The sequence below is a fragment of the Pseudomonas sp. FP1740 genome (assembly GCF_030687165.1).
GTDB lineage: Bacteria > Pseudomonadota > Gammaproteobacteria > Pseudomonadales > Pseudomonadaceae > Aquipseudomonas.
This window is the reverse complement of sequence record NZ_CP117461.1, coordinates 5,929,535-5,945,690: the sequence shown is the minus strand read 5'-3', so window position 1 is coordinate 5,945,690 and position 16,156 is coordinate 5,929,535. Positions and strand designations below refer to the sequence as shown.

Here is a 16,156-nt window from a genome sequence, read left to right as displayed (position 1 = left end):
AGCGGGGGCTTTTTTATTGGGTTGACACCTATCGGGGGCGTCTATAGAATTGCGCCTCCTTTTAACGGGCGTATTGCGCCCGGTGGGAATAGCAGCCGGAGTCTGAAATCCAATGCAAAATCAGCAAATCCGTATCAGGTTGAAGGCTTTTGACCATCGCCTGATCGACCAATCCACCCAGGAAATCGTGGAAACCGCGAAACGTACTGGTGCTCAAGTGCGTGGTCCAATTCCACTGCCTACCCGTAAAGAGCGGTTCACCGTTCTGGTCTCCCCGCACGTCAACAAAGACGCGCGTGACCAGTACGAGATCCGTACTCATAAGCGCGTTCTGGACATCGTCCAGCCAACGGATAAAACCGTTGATGCTCTTATGAAGCTTGATCTTGCGGCCGGTGTGGAAGTGCAGATCAGCCTCGGCTAAGACTCGGTCTTAGTCGTGTAACGCTCTGAAATGGGCGGCCATAGCGGGTGAAAGCCCCGTACACTCATGAGGTTTACAACATGACTATTGGTGTAGTCGGTCGTAAATGCGGTATGACCCGTATTTTCACCGAAGAAGGTGTCTCCATTCCGGTCACGGTCATTGAGATCGAACCGAATCGCGTCACCCAGTTCAAAACTGAAGAGACCGATGGCTATCGTGCAGTGCAAGTCACTGTAGGCGAGCGTCGTGCTTCGCGTGTTACAGCTGCGCAAGCTGGCCACTTCGCTAAGGCGAACGTTGCCGCTGGTCGTACCGTAATGGAATTCCGCCTTGAAGAAGGCGAGTACCAGGCCGGCGATCTGATCAACGCTGAAATCTTCGCTGCTGGTCAACTGGTTGATGTAACCGGTCAGTCCAAAGGTAAAGGCTTCCAGGGTACGATCAAGCGTTGGAATTTCCGCGGGCAAGATAACACCCACGGTAACTCCGTATCCCACCGCGTTCCAGGCTCTATCGGCCAGTGCCAGACTCCTGGTCGTGTATTCAAGGGCAAAAAAATGTCCGGTCATATGGGCGCTGAGCGCGTGACCGTGCAGTCCCTCGAAGTAGTGCGCGTGGACGCTGAACGCAATCTGTTGTTGGTCAAGGGCGCTGTTCCTGGCGCTACTGGCGGCAACTTGGTTGTACGTCCAGCAGCCAAGGCTCGCGGTTAAGGGGAAGCTGACATGCAATTAAATGTAAATGACGCTCAAGCGATCGAAGTTTCCGAACTGACATTTGGCGGCGAATTCAACGAGACGCTGGTTCACCAAGCAGTCGTGGCCTACATGGCCGGCGGCCGTCAAGGTAGCAAGCAGCAAAAGACCCGTTCCGACGTTCGTGGTGGCGGTAAGCGCCCATGGCGTCAGAAAGGTACTGGCCGTGCTCGTGCCGGTACTATCCGTAGCCCAATCTGGCGTGGCGGCGGTACCACTTTCGCAGCTCGTCCTCAGGATCACTCCCAGAAGCTGAACAAGAAGATGTATCGCGCAGCAATGCGTTCCATCCTTGCTGAGCTGGTGCGTACTGATCGTCTGGTCGTGGTTCAGGATTTCGCTGTTGAAACGCCGAAAACCAAAGACCTGCTGGGCAAACTGAACAACATGAGCCTGACCGACGTTCTGATCGTGTCGGACGCTGTTGATCAGAACCTGTACCTGGCTGCTCGTAACCTGCCGCACGTTGATGTACGTGATGTGCAAGGTTCCGATCCAGTTAGTCTGATCGCATACGACAAGGTGTTGATCACCGTGTCGGCCGTGAAGAAATTCGAGGAGCTGCTGGGATGAACCAGGAACGCGTATTTAAAGTTCTGCTTGGCCCGCACGTTTCCGAGAAGGCTACGGTTCTGGCAGACAAGAAAGGCCAGTTCGTTTTCAAGGTTGCCACTGACGCAACCAAGCTGGAAATCAAGAAGGCCGTCGAAAGCCTGTTCAGCGTGAAAGTAGAGCGTGTTACTACCCTGAATGTTCTGGGTAAGAGCAAGCGCACTGCTCGCGGTCTGGGCAAGCGTAATGACTGGAAGAAGGCAGTTATCTCCCTTCAGCCAGGCCAAGATCTCGATTTCAGCAGCAGTGCTGAGTAAGGAAGGGGTGCATCATGGCAATCGTTAAATGCAAACCGACTTCCCCTGGCCGCCGTTTTGTGGTCAAGGTGGTCAACCAGGAGCTGCATAAAGGCGCTCCTCACGCACCGCTGCTCGAGAAAAAATCGAAGTCTGGTGGTCGTAACAACAATGGTCGTATTACCACTCGTCACATTGGTGGTGGCCATAAGCAGCATTATCGTCTGGTCGATTTCCGTCGCAACGACAAAGATGGCATCGCTGCCACTGTCGAGCGTATCGAATACGATCCAAACCGTACTGCTCACATCGCTCTGCTGCTGTACGCAGATGGCGAGCGTCGCTACATCATCGCGCCTAAGGGCGTGAGTGCTGGCGACCAGCTGATCGCAGGTGCTCTGGCGCCGATCAAGCCGGGCAACGCTCTGCAACTGCGTAACATTCCAGTTGGTAGCACCGTACACGGCATCGAATTGAAGCCAGGTAAAGGCGCGCAAATCGCTCGTTCCGCTGGTGCTTCGGCTCAGCTGATCGCTCGTGAAGGTGTCTACGTGACCCTGCGTCTGCGTTCTGGTGAGATGCGTAAAGTGCTGGCTGAATGCCGCGCGACCCTGGGCGAAGTCTCGAACTCCGAGCACAGCCTGCGTTCGCTGGGTAAAGCTGGTGCCAAACGCTGGCGTGGCGTTCGCCCAACCGTTCGTGGTGTTGCCATGAACCCGGTTGACCACCCACATGGTGGTGGTGAAGGTCGTACCTCTGGTGGTCGTCATCCGGTATCGCCATGGGGCTTCCCGACTAAGGGCGCGAAGACTCGTGGTAATAAGCGTACCGACAAAATGATCGTCCGTCGTCGCAAGTAAATAGAGGGATACGACAGTGCCACGTTCTCTGAAAAAAGGTCCTTTTATCGATCTTCACCTACTGAAGAAGATCGAAGTGGCGGCGGAAAAGAACGATCGCAAACCAGTTAAAACCTGGTCGCGTCGCTCGATGATCCTGCCACAAATGGTCGGTCTGACCATCGCAGTACACAACGGTCGTCAACACGTCCCAGTTCTCGTTAACGAAGACATGGTCGGCCACAAACTGGGCGAGTTCGCCGGTACCCGCACATATCGTGGGCACGTGGCAGACAAGAAAGCCAAGCGTTAAGGGGTTAGGAAATGGAAGTAGCCGCTAAGTTGTCGGGCGCTCGAATCTCCGCCCAGAAAGCCCGCTTGGTCGCCGACCAGATCCGCGGGAAGAAGGTGGGCGAAGCGCTCAACCTGTTGGCTTTCAGCAGTAAGAAAGCCGCCGAGATCATGAAGAAAGTGCTGGAGTCGGCCGTAGCCAACGCCGAGCATAACGAAGGCGCAGACGTTGATGACCTTAAGGTCAGCACCGTTTTCGTCAACGAAGGGCGTTCGCTGAAGCGCATCATGCCACGTGCCAAAGGCCGTGCTGATCGCATCGTCAAGCGGTCTTGCCATATCACTGTCAAGGTTGCTGACAAGTAACGGAGTCGAAGAGATGGGTCAGAAAGTACATCCCATTGGCATTCGCCTGGGAATCGTCAAGGAGCACACCTCCGTCTGGTACGCAGACGGTCGGACTTATGCGGACTACTTGTTCGCTGATCTGAAGGTGCGTGAGTATCTCCAAGACAAACTAAAAAGCGCGTCCGTAAGCCGTATCGATATCCATCGTCCGGCCCAAACTGCACGTATCACCATTCACACCGCTCGTCCAGGTATCGTTATCGGGAAGAAAGGTGAAGATGTTGAGAAGCTGCGTCAGGACCTGACCAAGCAAATGGGTGTGCCTGTGCACATCAATATCGAAGAGATCCGCAAGCCGGAGCTCGACGGTATGCTGGTTGCGCAGAGCGTAGCTCAGCAGCTGGAGCGTCGCGTAATGTTCCGTCGCGCTATGAAGCGCGCTGTTCAGAACGCCATGCGCATTGGTGCCAAAGGCATCAAAATCCAAGTGAGCGGTCGTCTCGGCGGTGCTGAAATCGCACGTACTGAATGGTATCGCGAAGGTCGTGTGCCTCTGCACACCCTGCGTGCCGACATCGACTATGCCAACTACGAAGCTCACACCACTTATGGTGTGATCGGTGTAAAGGTTTGGATCTTCAAAGGCGAAGTAATTGGTGGTCGCCAAGAAGAACTGAAACCACAAGCACCAGCGCCTCGTAAAAAAGCTGCTAAGTAAGGGGTACGCCAAATGTTGCAACCAAAGCGTACGAAGTTCCGCAAGCAAATGACTGGTCACAACCGTGGCCTGGCATTGCGCGGTAGCAAAGTCAGCTTCGGCGAGTTCGCGCTGAAGTCTGTTGCTCGTGGTCGTCTCACCGCTCGTCAGATCGAGTCAGCGCGTCGTGCACTGACCCGTCACGTTAAACGTGGCGGCAAGATCTGGATCCGTGTATTCCCGGACAAGCCTATTTCCAAAAAGCCACTCGAAGTTCGGATGGGTAAAGGTAAGGGTAACGTGGAGTACTGGGTTGCCCAGATTCAGCCAGGCAAAGTCCTGTATGAAATCGAGGGTGTTTCTGAAGAGCTGGCGCGTGAGGCTTTCGCCCTGGCTGCTGCAAAGCTGCCGCTCGCCACCTCCTTTGTTAAACGGACGGTGATGTGATGAAAGCGAATGAACTTCGTGAAAAATCCGCACAGCAGCTGAACGAGCAACTGCTCGGCCTGCTGCGCGACCAGTTCAATCTGCGTATGCAGAAAGCAACTGGCCAGTTGGGGCAGTCTCATCTGCTCTCGCAAGTTAAGCGTGACATCGCTCGCGTGAAGACTGTGCTCAACCAGCAGGCAGGTAAGTAATCATGGCTGAAGCCGAAAAAACTGTCCGTACGCTGACTGGCCGTGTTGTCAGCGACAAGATGGACAAAACCATCACCGTTCTGATCGAGCGTCGCGTTAAGCACCCGATCTACGGTAAATACGTTAAGCGTTCGACTAAGCTGCACGCGCACGACGAAACCAATCAGTGCCACATCGGCGACAAAGTCACTATTCGTGAAACTCGTCCTTTGGCCAAGACCAAGTCTTGGGCGCTGGTTGATGTTCTCGAACGCGCTGTGGAAGTCTAAGGACTAGGGGTCGGAGAAATTATATGATTCAGACTCAATCCATGCTCGATGTGGCCGATAACAGCGGCGCTCGCCGCGTTATGTGCATCAAGGTGCTGGGTGGCTCCCATCGTCGTTACGCTGGTATCGGTGACATCATCAAAGTTACCGTGAAGGAAGCAATTCCTCGCGGTAAGGTGAAAAAAGGCCAAGTGATGACTGCTGTTGTAGTCCGCACTCGTCACGGCGTTCGCCGTGCAGATGGCTCCATTATCCGCTTTGATGGCAACGCTGCTGTTCTTCTGAACAACAAGCAAGAGCCGATCGGCACCCGTATCTTTGGGCCAGTGACCCGTGAACTTCGTACTGAGAAGTTCATGAAGATCGTCTCGCTCGCCCCAGAAGTGCTGTAAGGAGATCCGACATGCAAAAGATTCGTCGTGACGACGAGATCATCGTGATCGCCGGCAAAGACAAAGGTAAGCGCGGTAAGGTGCTGAAGGTTCTTGCTGATGACCGTCTGGTCGTTGGTGGTCTGAACCTGGTCAAGCGTCATACCAAGCCTAACCCGATGTCGGGCGTACAGGGCGGTATCGTCGAGAAAGAAGCGCCACTGCACGCTTCCAACGTCGCCATCTTCAACGGCGAAACCAACAAGGCTGACCGCGTTGGTTTCAAAGTAGAAGACGGTAAGAAAATTCGTGTCTTCAAGTCGACCCAAAAAGCGGTTGATGCTTGAACACTGCTAGGTAGAAGACCATGGCACGACTAAAAGAGATTTACCGGAAGGAAATCGCACCGAAACTTAAGGAAGAACTTAAGCTTTCGAACGTGATGGAAGTTCCGCGCGTTACCAAAATCACCCTGAACATGGGTCTGGGCGAAGCGATCGGCGACAAAAAAGTCATCGAGCACGCTGTTGCTGACCTGGAAAAGATCACCGGCCAGAAAGTCGTTGTGACCTACGCTCGGAAATCCATCGCTGGCTTTAAAGTCCGTGAAGGTTGGCCGATCGGCGTCAAAGTGACCCTGCGCCGTGAGCGTATGTATGAGTTCCTGGATCGTCTGCTGTCGATCTCCCTGCCTCGGGTTCGCGACTTCCGCGGCCTGAATGCCAAGTCCTTCGATGGTCGTGGTAACTACAGCATGGGCGTTAAAGAGCAGATCATCTTCCCGGAAATCGACTACGACAAGATCGATGCTCTCCGCGGTCTGGACATTACCCTGACCACCACTGCCAAGAACGATGATGAAGGTCGCGCCCTGTTGCGTGCTTTCAAATTCCCGTTCCGCAACTGATTGGAGTAGGAAAATGGCCAAGATGAGCATGAAAAACCGCGAGCTGAAGCGTCAGCTCACGGTTGCCAAGTACGCCAAAAAGCGTGCAGCACTGAAAGCTATCATCGTTGATCTGAACGCAAGTCCAGAAGCGCGTTGGGAAGCTACAGTAGCCCTGCAGAAGCAGCCACGTGACGCAAGCGCTTCGCGCATGCGTAACCGCTGCCGCCTGACCGGTCGTCCACACGGCGTTTACCGCAAGTTCGGCCTTGGCCGTAACAAACTGCGTGAAGCTGCAATGCGTGGTGACGTACCTGGTCTGGTTAAAGCCAGCTGGTAAGCACTGTCGAAGTCTCGGTGTTCGGGGTCGCAAGATCCTGACCATCGGTGACCTTGAACTTGAATCAAGCCCCTATTGGGGCTTGATTCATTTGTGGGGTGTGTCTAGAATACCCGGCTCGCCTGAGCCCGTGTTTTTTTGCGCGGATGTGCTCGGCGACACGTAGTAGCCGCAAGGCTAATTTTTTGTGTATTAGGAGCGTCTAGCCCATGAGTATGCAGGACCCGTTAGCGGACATGCTAACTCGAATCCGTAATGCCCAGATGGCTGAAAAGTCCGTCGTAAGCATGCCATCTTCTACTTTGAAGGTAGCTGTTGCCAAAGTCCTGAAGGACGAAGGTTACATTGCGGGTTATCAGATCAGCAGCGAAATCAAGCCACTGCTGTCCATCGAGCTGAAGTACTTCGAAGGCCGTCCGGTCATCGAGGAAGTGAAGCGCGTTAGCCGTCCAGGCCTGCGTCAGTACAAGTCCGTCGATGATCTGCCAAAAGTTCGTGGCGGTCTCGGTGTGTCTATCGTCTCCACCAACAAAGGTGTGATGACGGATCGTGCTGCGCGCGCTGCCGGTGTCGGCGGCGAAGTTCTTTGCACTGTGTTCTAAGGGGGGATAAGCATGTCACGCGTCGCTAAGAACCCCGTTAAGCTGCCAGCCGGTGTCGAAGTCAAATTCGCAGGCCAACAGCTTTCGGTGAAGGGTGCCAAGGGCACTCTCGAACTGAACATCCATTCGTCCGTTGAGATCGTTGAAGAAGCTGGTGAGCTGCGTTTCGCTGCTCGCAATGGCGATCAACAAACTCGCGCAATGGCTGGTACCACTCGTGCGTTGGTAAACAACATGGTCCAAGGCGTAAGCCAAGGCTTCGAGCGTAAGCTCCAGCTGGTCGGTGTTGGTTACAAAGCGCAAGCAAAAGGCACAGTGCTGAACCTGGCTCTTGGCTTCTCGCATCCAGTGGATTATGAACTGCCGGAAGGCATCACCGCTGAGACTCCTAGCCAGACCGATATCCTGATCAAGGGCATCGACAAGCAGCTGGTAGGTCAAGTGGCCGCCGAGATCCGCGACTTCCGTCCACCAGAGCCGTACAAAGGCAAAGGTGTGCGCTACGCGGACGAAGTCGTCCGTCGTAAAGAAGCCAAGAAGAAGTAGGGCATAGCAAATGACCGACAAAAAAGTTACTCGACTGCGTCGCGCTCGCAAAGCACGCCTGAAAATGCACGAACTCGAAGTCGTGCGTCTCTGCGTGTTCCGCTCGTCGCAGCACATCTACGCCCAGGTCATTTCGGCCGACGGCAACAAAGTCCTGGCAAGTGCCTCGACTTTGGATAAAGAACTGCGTGATGGTGCCACCGGCAACATCGACGCGGCCACTAAGGTTGGCCAGCTGGTCGCTACGCGTGCTAAAGCCGCTGGCGTCTCGCAGGTGGCTTTCGACCGCTCTGGCTTCAAGTACCACGGCCGCGTCAAGGCGCTGGCTGATGCTGCTCGTGAAGCTGGGCTGGAGTTCTAAGTTATGTCAAATAACGACCAAAAGCGCGACGAAGGCTACATCGAGAAGCTGGTTCAAGTTAACCGCGTAGCCAAAACCGTTAAAGGCGGCCGTATCTTCACTTTCACCGCGTTGACCGTGGTTGGTGATGGTAAAGGGCGCGTTGGCTTCGGCCGTGGCAAGTCGCGTGAAGTGCCTGCTGCGATCCAGAAGGCAATGGAAGCTGCTCGCCGCAACATGATCCAGGTTGATCTGAACGGCACCACTCTGCAGTACGCAATGAAGTCCGCCCACGGCGCTTCGAAGGTGTACATGCAGCCTGCTTCTGAAGGTACCGGTATCATCGCTGGCGGCGCTATGCGTGCTGTCCTCGAAGTTGCTGGCGTTCAGAACGTTCTGGCCAAGTGCTACGGCTCGACTAACCCGGTAAACGTGGTTCACGCCACTTTCAAGGGTTTGAAAGCAATGCAGTCTCCTGAATCCATTGCCGCCAAGCGTGGCAAAAGCGTCAAGGAGATCTTCTGATCATGGCTACCGTTAAAGTTACGCTGATCAAAAGCATGACCGGCCGCATCCCTAACCACAAACTGTGCGTTAAGGGTCTGGGTCTGCGTCGCATCGGTCACACTGTAGAAGTCCAGGATACTCCCGAGAATCGCGGGATGATCAACAAGGCTTACTACATGCTGCGTGTCGAGGGTTAATCGATGAAACTCAATGATCTGAGTCCAGCGCCGGGTTCCCGTCGCGAAAAGCATCGTCCGGGCCGTGGTATCGGTAGCGGTTTGGGTAAGACTGGTGGCCGTGGCCACAAAGGTCAAACCTCCCGCTCCGGTGGCACCATTGCTCCAGGCTTTGAAGGCGGTCAACAGCCGCTGCATCGTCGCCTGCCGAAGTTTGGTTTCGTTTCCCTGAAAGCCATGGATCGCGCAGAAGTGCGTCTGTCCGAGCTGGCTAAAGTGGAAGGCGACATCGTCACCGTGCAGTCCCTGAAAGATGCCAACGTGATCAACGTCAACGTTCAGCGTGTGAAAATCATGCTGTCCGGCGAAGTTACTCGCGCTGTCACCATCGGAAAGGGAATCGGCGCCACCAAAGGTGCGCGTGCGGCTATCGAAGCAGCTGGCGGCAAGTTCGAGGAATAAATGGCTAAGCAAGGTGCTCTCTCTGCGCTCGGCAAAGGCGGTATGTCTGAACTCTGGGCTCGTCTGCGTTTTCTGTTCCTGGCGATTATCGTCTACCGAATAGGCGCACACATCCCGGTTCCAGGTATCAACCCGGACCGACTCGCGGACCTGTTTCGACAGAATGAGGGGACCATTCTTAGCTTGTTCAACATGTTTTCCGGCGGCGCGCTGGAACGGATGAGCATCTTTGCACTGGGGATCATGCCGTACATTTCGGCATCGATCATCATGCAACTGATGACCGCCGTCAGCCCGCAGCTGGAGCAGTTGAAGAAGGAAGGTGAAGCTGGCCGTCGCAAGATCAGCCAGTACACCCGCTACGGCACTGTCGTCCTCGCTCTCGTCCAGGCTATTGGCATGTCCATTGGTCTGGCGGGGCAGGGCGTTGCGTTCACTGGTGACTTTGGCTTCCATTTCGTCGCGGTATCCACTTTTGTGGCTGGTGCGATGTTCATGATGTGGCTGGGTGAGCAGATTACTGAGCGTGGTGTTGGCAACGGTATCTCGATGTTGATTTTTTCGGGTATCGTCGCCGGTCTTCCGAGAGCGATCGGGCAGTCTTTCGAGTCTGCACGTCAGGGTGATATCAACATCTTCGCCCTGGTTGCCATCGGTTTGCTGGCAGTAGCGATTATCGGTTTCGTGGTGTTCATTGAGCGTGGCCAGCGTCGTATTGCTGTTCACTACGCCAAGCGTCAGCAGGGCCGTAAGGTCTTTGCTGCGCAGACCAGCCACTTGCCGCTGAAGGTGAACATGGCCGGTGTTATTCCGGCTATTTTCGCGAGCAGCATTTTGCTGTTCCCGGCTTCGTTGGGTGCCTGGTTCGGTCAGTCTGAAGGTATGGGCTGGTTGCAGGACATCTCGCAGTCGATCGCTCCTGGTCAGCCGTTGAATATTCTGCTGTTTAGTGCAGGGATTATTTTCTTCTGCTTCTTCTATACGGCGTTGATGTTCAATCCGAAAGACGTAGCGGAAAACCTGAAGAAGTCCGGTGCCTTTATTCCGGGCATCCGTCCAGGTGAGCAGTCTGCGCGCTACATTGATGGCGTTCTGACTCGCTTGACCATGTTCGGTGCTCTTTACATGACGGCCGTCTGCCTGTTGCCCCAGTTCCTGGTGGTTGCAGCAAACGTACCGTTCTACCTTGGCGGGACCTCGTTGCTGATCGTGGTCGTGGTTGTGATGGACTTCATGTCCCAAGTACAATCGCACCTCGTTTCGCACCAGTACGAATCCCTGATGAAGAAAGCCAACCTGAAGGGTTACGGCAGCGGCATGTTGCGCTGAGTACCCATAAGGTTCGAGGAGTTGGTGATGAAAGTTCGTGCATCGGTGAAAAAGCTGTGCCGTAACTGCAAGATTATTCGCCGCGAAGGTGTTGTTCGAGTAATTTGCAGCGCGGAACCGCGTCACAAACAGCGCCAAGGCTGAGTGTGATTGTGCTTCAAGCCCGGCAGCTAGTGCGCTGCCGGGTTGATTATTTGTTATTACAGCGATATTATCTCGCGCCCTATTTCTTGGCTTCCGGGGCGTAGGTAGCTGTCAATTGGAGTCCCACTGAATGGCCCGTATTGCAGGCGTTAACATTCCAGATAACAAGCATACTGTTATCTCGCTGACCTACATCTATGGTGTTGGTCGCACTACTGCACAGAAAATTTGTGCAGTGACTGGGGTAAACCCAGCGGCAAAGATCAAAGATCTGAGCGACGAGCAGATTGAACAGCTGCGTGGCGAAGTGGCGAAGTTCACCACTGAAGGTGACCTGCGTCGCGAAATCAACATGAAAATCAAGCGTTTGATGGACCTCGGTTGCTATCGCGGTCTGCGTCATCGTCGTGGTCTGCCAGTACGCGGTCAGCGTACCAAGACCAACGCGCGTACCCGTAAAGGTCCGCGTAAGCCGATCCGCAAGTAATCGCCCCAGCGAATCGACAGGAAATTAATCATGGCAAAACCTGCTGCTCGTCCTCGTAAAAAAGTTAAAAAGACAGTGGTTGATGGCATCGCCCACATCCATGCTTCTTTTAACAACACCATCGTGACCATCACCGACCGTCAAGGTAACGCTCTTTCCTGGGCTACCTCCGGTGGTTCGGGTTTCCGCGGTTCCCGCAAGTCCACCCCGTTCGCTGCTCAAGTAGCTGCTGAACGTGCTGGTCAAGCTGCGCTGGAATACGGCCTGAAAAACCTCGACGTTAACGTCAAAGGTCCAGGTCCAGGTCGTGAATCCGCAGTCCGCGCTTTGAACGGCTGTGGCTACAAGATCGCCAGCATCACCGACGTGACGCCAATCCCGCACAACGGGTGCCGTCCGCCGAAGAAGCGCCGCGTGTAATCCAGGAGATTGTAAAGAATGGCTCGTTACATTGGTCCAAAATGCAAACTCGCTCGTCGCGAAGGCACCGATCTCTTTCTGAAGAGCGGCGTGCGCGCGATCGAATCGAAGTGCAACATCGAAGCAGCACCTGGTATCCACGGCCAACGCCGCGGTCGCCAGTCCGACTACGGCACCCAACTGCGTGAAAAGCAGAAGGTCCGTCGTATCTACGGCGTTCTCGAGCGTCAATTCAGCGGCTACTACAAAGAAGCTGCTGGCAAGAAAGGCGCAACTGGCGAAAACCTGTTGCAACTGCTCGAATGCCGTCTGGACAACGTTGTATACCGTATGGGTTTTGGCTCTACTCGTGCCGAATCCCGTCAGCTGGTATCGCACAAGTCGATCAGCGTTAACGGTCAGACCGTAAACGTTCCGTCCTACCAGGTTCGTGCTGGTGACGTGGTCGCAGTTCGCGAGAAAGCAAAGAACCAACTTCGCATTGTCCAAGCTCTCGATCTGTGTGCCCAACGTGGCCGCGTAGAATGGGTAGAAGTAGACACTGAGAAGAAGTCGGGCGTTTTCAAGAACGTTCCTGCTCGCAGTGATCTGTCCGCCGACATCAACGAAAGCCTGATTGTCGAGCTCTACTCCAAGTAAGGGCTAGAAAATAGGTGCATCCATGCAGATTTCGGTAAATGAGTTCCTGACACCCCGCCATATTGATGTGCAGGTTGTCAGTCCAACCCGCGCCAAGATCACACTCGAGCCTCTCGAGCGTGGTTTCGGCCACACCCTGGGCAACGCGCTGCGCCGCATCCTGTTGTCCTCAATGCCCGGCTGTGCAGTAGTCGAGGCCGAGATTGACGGTGTGCTCCACGAGTACAGCGCCATCGAAGGTGTACAGGAAGACGTAATTGAAATCCTGTTGAACCTTAAAGGTCTGGCTATCAAGCTGCACGGTCGAGACGAAGTTACGCTGACCTTGTCGAAGAAGGGTTCGGGGGTGGTTACCGCTGCCGATATTCAGCTGGATCATGATGTCGAGATCGTTAACCCCGATCACGTAATCGCTAACCTGGCGTCTAACGGCGCCCTGAACATGAAGCTCACCGTAGCTCGTGGTCGTGGTTATGAACCGGCAGACTCGCGTCAGAGCGATGAAGACGAAAGCCGCAGCATCGGTCGCTTGCAGCTTGACTCTTCGTTCAGCCCGGTTCGCCGTATCGCATACGTGGTGGAAAACGCCCGTGTCGAACAGCGTACTAACCTGGACAAGCTGGTTATTGATCTGGAAACCAACGGTACCCTGGATCCTGAAGAGGCTATTCGCCGTGCTGCAACCATTCTGCAACAGCAGTTGGCTGCGTTCGTCGATCTCAAAGGTGACAGTGAGCCAGTGGTTGTCGAGCAGGAAGACGAGATCGATCCGATCCTGCTTCGCCCGGTTGACGATCTGGAACTGACTGTACGTTCGGCTAACTGCCTTAAGGCGGAAAACATCTACTACATCGGCGACCTGATTCAGCGTACCGAAGTAGAGCTGTTGAAGACTCCGAACCTTGGCAAGAAATCCTTGACTGAAATCAAGGACGTTCTGGCCTCCCGCGGTCTGTCCCTCGGCATGCGCCTCGACAACTGGCCGCCTGCAAGTCTTAAGAAGGACGACAAGGCGACTGCCTGATCGTCGTAATCACCGAACGTTGTGTTTGGTAAGGAATGAACCATGCGTCATCGTAAAAGTGGTCGTCACCTGAGCCGCACCAGCTCGCACCGCAAGGCCATGTTTCAAAACATGGCGGTGTCGCTGTTCGAGCACGAGCTGATCAAAACTACACTGCCAAAAGCCAAAGAACTGCGCCGCGTTGCTGAGCCGCTGATCACTTTGGCCAAGACAGACAGCCTGGCTAACCGCCGTCTGGCTTTCGACCGTACTCGTTCGAAAGCTATCGTTGGTAAGCTCTTCAACGACCTGGGCAAGCGTTACGCTACCCGTGAGGGTGGCTACCTGCGCATCCTCAAGTGCGGTTTCCGCGCTGGCGACAACGCGCCTATGGCGTACGTCGAGTTGGTTGATCGTGCTGTCGGCGGTGAAGCTGTATCCGCTGAGTAAGACGTCAGTCTGAAACAAAGAACCGGGCCTAGTGCCCGGTTTTTTGTGCCTGTAAGAAATGCGCTCTGCGTACAAGCTTCAAACCCTTCCCTATAGGTACTATATGCTTGGGTTGATCATTAGTAATTTTCTATTGATGTCTGCAAATTAATGAATTTGTGACTGTCATGTTGATGATCAATACTTCCCACCAAGCCGATTTAGCCGGCAGTTCAAGACTGACAGAGGAAGAGATCGCATGAGCCAAAACAAAACACTTACGACCGCCAGTGGCGCTCCTGTCGCCGACAACCAGAATTCCCGCTCCGCCGGCCCTCGTGGCCCTCTACTGCTCGACGATTTCCACCTGATCGAGAAGCTTGCCCACTTCAACCGTGAAAACATCCCGGAGCGTCGCGTACACGCCAAAGGCTCGGGTGCTTACGGCACGTTCACTGTGACTCGCGATATCACTCAATACACCAGTGCCAAGCTGTTTGAGTCTGTCGGCAAACAAACCCCGACCTTCCTGCGATTCTCCACCGTGGGTGGCGAGCGCGGCTCGGCTGACACCGAGCGTGATCCACGTGGTTTTGCCCTGAAGTTCTACACCGAGGAAGGCAACTGGGACATCGTCGGTAACAACACGCCGGTGTTCTTCATCCGTGATCCGCTGAAATTCCCTGACTTTATCCACACCCAGAAGCGTCTGCCGCAAAGCAACCTGAAAAGCGCGCAGATGATGTGGGATTTCTGGTCGCATTCGCCTGAGGCGCTGCACCAGGTCACTATCCTGTTTTCGGATCGCGGCATCCCTGACGGTTACCGTCACATGCACGGCTTCGGCAGCCACACCTACAGCTTGATCAACGCCAATGGCGAGCGTCACTGGGTGAAGTGGCACTATAAAACCAAGCAAGGGATCAAGAACCTCGCTCCGGCAGAAGCGGCGCGCCTGGCCGGCACCGATCCGGATTACGCACAACGTGACCTGTTCGGCGCCATTGAGCGCGGTGACTTCCCGAAATGGAGTGTCAACATTCAGATCATGACCGAGGCTCAGGCCTCGACTCACTATGAGAACCCGTTTGACGTGACTAAGACCTGGTCGCAGAAAGAGTTCCCGTTGATCGAAGTGGGCGAGCTTGAGCTCAACCGCAATCCGCTGAACTACTTCGCTGAAGTCGAGCAGGCCGCGTTCGGTCCGAGCAACATGGTCCCAGGCGTCGGCCTGTCACCTGACCGCATGCTGCAGGGGCGTGTGTTCGCTTACGCGGATGCCCACCGGTACCGTGTGGGCACCAATCACCAGCAGCTGCCAGTGAATGCACCTCGCAGTCCGGTCAACACTTACCAGCGCGATGGTTCGATGGCGTTTGGCAGTAATGGCGGTGCGGCGCCGAACTACGAGCCGAACAGCTACGTTGAATCACCGAAACAGGCACCGCACTACGCGGAACCTGCCTTGGCCTTGAGCGGCGCGGCTGACCGCTACGATCATCGCGAGGATACCGACTACTACAGCCACGCGGGTGCGCTGTTCCGTCTGATGAACGATGAGCAGAAAGCGCTGCTGATCAACAACATTGCCGGTGCGATGGCTGGGGTTTCCGGCGACGTGGTTGATCGTCAGCTGCAGCATTTCTTCAAGGCCGATCCGGCTTATGGAGAAGGCATCGCGAAGGCGTTGGGCGTACAGCTTAACGAAGTCTAAACGAGAAGCAGAACCGCCCTCATTAGGGCGGTTTTTTGCGTTATTTGAACCCATTTTCTCAGAATATCTTCGCTTTTATTGCGACGGGCGAGTGACCTTCAGGTCAGGTTGGTTCAAACTACAGCCTTTCAAGCAGGGAGATGTAGGGCGATGCAAGGTCACCCAGACGTAATCGATTACCTCAACACGTTGCTGACAGGCGAACTGGCAGCGCGTGATCAATATTTCATCCATTCGCGGATGTACGAGGACTGGGGGTTCACCGAGCTCTACGAACGTATCAACCACGAGATGGAAGAAGAGGCTCAGCACGCTGATGCGCTGATGCGTCGGATCCTGATGCTCGAAGGTACGCCGCGCATGCGTCCGGACGATCTCGATGTCGGCACCACCGTGCCGGACATGCTCGCCGCTGACCTGCGTCTGGAATATAAAGTTCGTGCAGCTCTGTGCAAAGGCATCGAGCTTTGCGAGCGGCACAAGGACTATGTCACCCGCGAGATCTTGCGCATTCAGCTGAACGACACCGAGGAAGATCACACCTATTGGCTGGAGAAACAACTGGGTTTGATCAAGTTGATCGGATTGGAGAATTACCTGCAATCGCAATTCTGATTTTTAGGCCGACGACGCACAAAAAAGCCCCTGT

30 protein-coding genes are annotated in these 16,156 nt (G+C 54.8%); all 30 read left to right on the top strand.

The genetic code is table 11. The features are described 5' to 3' along the window. Positions 1-112 precede the first annotated feature (112 nt). The 30 genes from rpsJ to bfr all read left to right on the top strand — a co-directional run bounded on the left by rpsJ (position 113) and on the right by bfr (position 16,122). Complete coding sequence (rpsJ, locus tag PSH69_RS26805; RefSeq protein WP_003186070.1) at positions 113-424, top strand: 30S ribosomal protein S10; 312 nt, start codon at positions 113-115, stop codon at positions 422-424. An 80-nt stretch (positions 425-504) separates the two neighbouring features. After that, complete coding sequence (rplC, locus tag PSH69_RS26800; protein WP_003186059.1) at positions 505-1,140, top strand: 50S ribosomal protein L3; 636 nt, start codon at positions 505-507, stop codon at positions 1,138-1,140. 12 nt (positions 1,141-1,152) lie between these two features. Beyond that, positions 1,153-1,755: a 50S ribosomal protein L4 gene (rplD, locus tag PSH69_RS26795; protein WP_003228735.1), complete on the top strand. Its 603-nt coding sequence runs from the start codon at positions 1,153-1,155 to the stop codon at positions 1,753-1,755. Then, on the top strand, positions 1,752-2,051 hold the full coding sequence (gene rplW, locus PSH69_RS26790; RefSeq protein WP_002555488.1) for a 50S ribosomal protein L23: 300 nt from the start codon (positions 1,752-1,754) through the stop codon (positions 2,049-2,051). The genes rplD and rplW overlap by 4 nt, the downstream gene beginning before the upstream one ends. A 14-nt stretch (positions 2,052-2,065) precedes the next feature. Beyond that, positions 2,066-2,890, top strand: coding sequence for a 50S ribosomal protein L2 (rplB, locus tag PSH69_RS26785; RefSeq protein WP_003186055.1), 825 nt, complete (start codon positions 2,066-2,068; stop codon positions 2,888-2,890). A 16-nt stretch (positions 2,891-2,906) separates the two neighbouring features. Next, on the top strand, positions 2,907-3,182 hold the full coding sequence (gene rpsS, locus PSH69_RS26780) for a 30S ribosomal protein S19 (protein WP_002555486.1): 276 nt from the start codon (positions 2,907-2,909) through the stop codon (positions 3,180-3,182). 11 nt (positions 3,183-3,193) lie between these two features. Next, positions 3,194-3,526 (top strand): 50S ribosomal protein L22, encoded by a 333-nt coding sequence (gene rplV / locus PSH69_RS26775; RefSeq protein WP_003103908.1) that lies wholly within the window; start codon positions 3,194-3,196, stop codon positions 3,524-3,526. A gap of 13 nt (positions 3,527-3,539) precedes the next feature. Then, positions 3,540-4,226, top strand: coding sequence for a 30S ribosomal protein S3 (gene rpsC, locus PSH69_RS26770; RefSeq protein ID WP_003176422.1), 687 nt, complete (start codon positions 3,540-3,542; stop codon positions 4,224-4,226). Positions 4,227-4,238: 12 nt separating this feature from the next. Continuing rightward, positions 4,239-4,652 (top strand): 50S ribosomal protein L16, encoded by a 414-nt coding sequence (gene rplP, locus PSH69_RS26765; protein ID WP_003228729.1) that lies wholly within the window; start codon positions 4,239-4,241, stop codon positions 4,650-4,652. Beyond that, positions 4,652-4,843 carry a 50S ribosomal protein L29 gene (gene rpmC / locus PSH69_RS26760; RefSeq protein ID WP_002555481.1) on the top strand — a complete coding sequence of 64 codons (192 nt, stop codon included), beginning with the start codon at positions 4,652-4,654 and terminating at the stop codon, positions 4,841-4,843. Before rplP ends, rpmC begins: the two co-directional genes overlap by 1 nt. Positions 4,844-4,845: 2 nt before the next feature. Further along, the gene (gene rpsQ, locus PSH69_RS26755; RefSeq protein ID WP_003176419.1) at positions 4,846-5,112 is read left to right on the top strand and encodes a 30S ribosomal protein S17; all 267 of its coding nucleotides are present in this window, start codon (positions 4,846-4,848) and stop codon (positions 5,110-5,112) included. Between the two features lie 23 nt (positions 5,113-5,135). Continuing rightward, entirely contained in the window at positions 5,136-5,504 is a 369-nt protein-coding gene (rplN, locus tag PSH69_RS26750) for a 50S ribosomal protein L14 (RefSeq protein ID WP_002555479.1), read from the top strand. A gap of 11 nt (positions 5,505-5,515) precedes the next feature. Then, positions 5,516-5,830 (top strand): 50S ribosomal protein L24, encoded by a 315-nt coding sequence (rplX, locus tag PSH69_RS26745; RefSeq protein ID WP_007896770.1) that lies wholly within the window; start codon positions 5,516-5,518, stop codon positions 5,828-5,830. A 20-nt stretch (positions 5,831-5,850) separates the two neighbouring features. Continuing rightward, complete coding sequence (rplE, locus tag PSH69_RS26740; RefSeq protein ID WP_003210069.1) at positions 5,851-6,390, top strand: 50S ribosomal protein L5; 540 nt, start codon at positions 5,851-5,853, stop codon at positions 6,388-6,390. A gap of 13 nt (positions 6,391-6,403) precedes the next feature. Then, positions 6,404-6,709, top strand: coding sequence for a 30S ribosomal protein S14 (gene rpsN, locus PSH69_RS26735; protein ID WP_003176414.1), 306 nt, complete (start codon positions 6,404-6,406; stop codon positions 6,707-6,709). A gap of 209 nt (positions 6,710-6,918) precedes the next feature. Beyond that, positions 6,919-7,311 (top strand): 30S ribosomal protein S8, encoded by a 393-nt coding sequence (gene rpsH / locus PSH69_RS26730; RefSeq protein ID WP_003186040.1) that lies wholly within the window; start codon positions 6,919-6,921, stop codon positions 7,309-7,311. A 12-nt stretch (positions 7,312-7,323) separates the two neighbouring features. Continuing rightward, a complete protein-coding gene (gene rplF, locus PSH69_RS26725) occupies positions 7,324-7,857 on the top strand; it encodes a 50S ribosomal protein L6 (RefSeq protein ID WP_003176412.1) in 534 nt (177 codons plus the stop codon). Positions 7,858-7,867: 10 nt separating this feature from the next. Continuing rightward, positions 7,868-8,218, top strand: coding sequence for a 50S ribosomal protein L18 (gene rplR / locus PSH69_RS26720; protein WP_003186037.1), 351 nt, complete (start codon positions 7,868-7,870; stop codon positions 8,216-8,218). Positions 8,219-8,221: 3 nt separating this feature from the next. Continuing rightward, positions 8,222-8,722: a 30S ribosomal protein S5 gene (rpsE, locus tag PSH69_RS26715; RefSeq protein ID WP_003186035.1), complete on the top strand. Its 501-nt coding sequence runs from the start codon at positions 8,222-8,224 to the stop codon at positions 8,720-8,722. Positions 8,723-8,724: 2 nt separating this feature from the next. Continuing rightward, on the top strand, positions 8,725-8,901 hold the full coding sequence (gene rpmD / locus PSH69_RS26710) for a 50S ribosomal protein L30 (protein WP_003176408.1): 177 nt from the start codon (positions 8,725-8,727) through the stop codon (positions 8,899-8,901). Positions 8,902-8,904: 3 nt separating this feature from the next. Next, a complete protein-coding gene (gene rplO, locus PSH69_RS26705) occupies positions 8,905-9,342 on the top strand; it encodes a 50S ribosomal protein L15 (RefSeq protein WP_003228720.1) in 438 nt (145 codons plus the stop codon). Then, entirely contained in the window at positions 9,343-10,671 is a 1,329-nt protein-coding gene (secY, locus tag PSH69_RS26700) for a preprotein translocase subunit SecY (RefSeq protein ID WP_003228718.1), read from the top strand. 27 nt (positions 10,672-10,698) lie between these two features. Next, positions 10,699-10,815, top strand: coding sequence for a 50S ribosomal protein L36 (gene rpmJ / locus PSH69_RS26695; protein WP_002555468.1), 117 nt, complete (start codon positions 10,699-10,701; stop codon positions 10,813-10,815). 130 nt (positions 10,816-10,945) lie between these two features. Next, the gene (rpsM, locus tag PSH69_RS26690; RefSeq protein ID WP_003186020.1) at positions 10,946-11,302 is read left to right on the top strand and encodes a 30S ribosomal protein S13; all 357 of its coding nucleotides are present in this window, start codon (positions 10,946-10,948) and stop codon (positions 11,300-11,302) included. A gap of 30 nt (positions 11,303-11,332) precedes the next feature. Then, positions 11,333-11,722: a 30S ribosomal protein S11 gene (rpsK, locus tag PSH69_RS26685; RefSeq protein WP_002555466.1), complete on the top strand. Its 390-nt coding sequence runs from the start codon at positions 11,333-11,335 to the stop codon at positions 11,720-11,722. An 18-nt stretch (positions 11,723-11,740) separates the two neighbouring features. Beyond that, entirely contained in the window at positions 11,741-12,361 is a 621-nt protein-coding gene (gene rpsD / locus PSH69_RS26680) for a 30S ribosomal protein S4 (protein WP_003176404.1), read from the top strand. Between the two features lie 22 nt (positions 12,362-12,383). Next, positions 12,384-13,385 carry a DNA-directed RNA polymerase subunit alpha gene (gene rpoA / locus PSH69_RS26675; RefSeq protein ID WP_003186012.1) on the top strand — a complete coding sequence of 334 codons (1,002 nt, stop codon included), beginning with the start codon at positions 12,384-12,386 and terminating at the stop codon, positions 13,383-13,385. Between the two features lie 42 nt (positions 13,386-13,427). Continuing rightward, positions 13,428-13,814: a 50S ribosomal protein L17 gene (rplQ, locus tag PSH69_RS26670; protein ID WP_007924175.1), complete on the top strand. Its 387-nt coding sequence runs from the start codon at positions 13,428-13,430 to the stop codon at positions 13,812-13,814. A gap of 238 nt (positions 13,815-14,052) precedes the next feature. Next, positions 14,053-15,507 carry a catalase gene (locus PSH69_RS26665; protein ID WP_064620710.1) on the top strand — a complete coding sequence of 485 codons (1,455 nt, stop codon included), beginning with the start codon at positions 14,053-14,055 and terminating at the stop codon, positions 15,505-15,507. A gap of 150 nt (positions 15,508-15,657) precedes the next feature. Then, a complete protein-coding gene (gene bfr, locus PSH69_RS26660; RefSeq protein WP_018925657.1) occupies positions 15,658-16,122 on the top strand; it encodes a bacterioferritin in 465 nt (154 codons plus the stop codon). Positions 16,123-16,156: the final 34 nt, after the last annotated feature.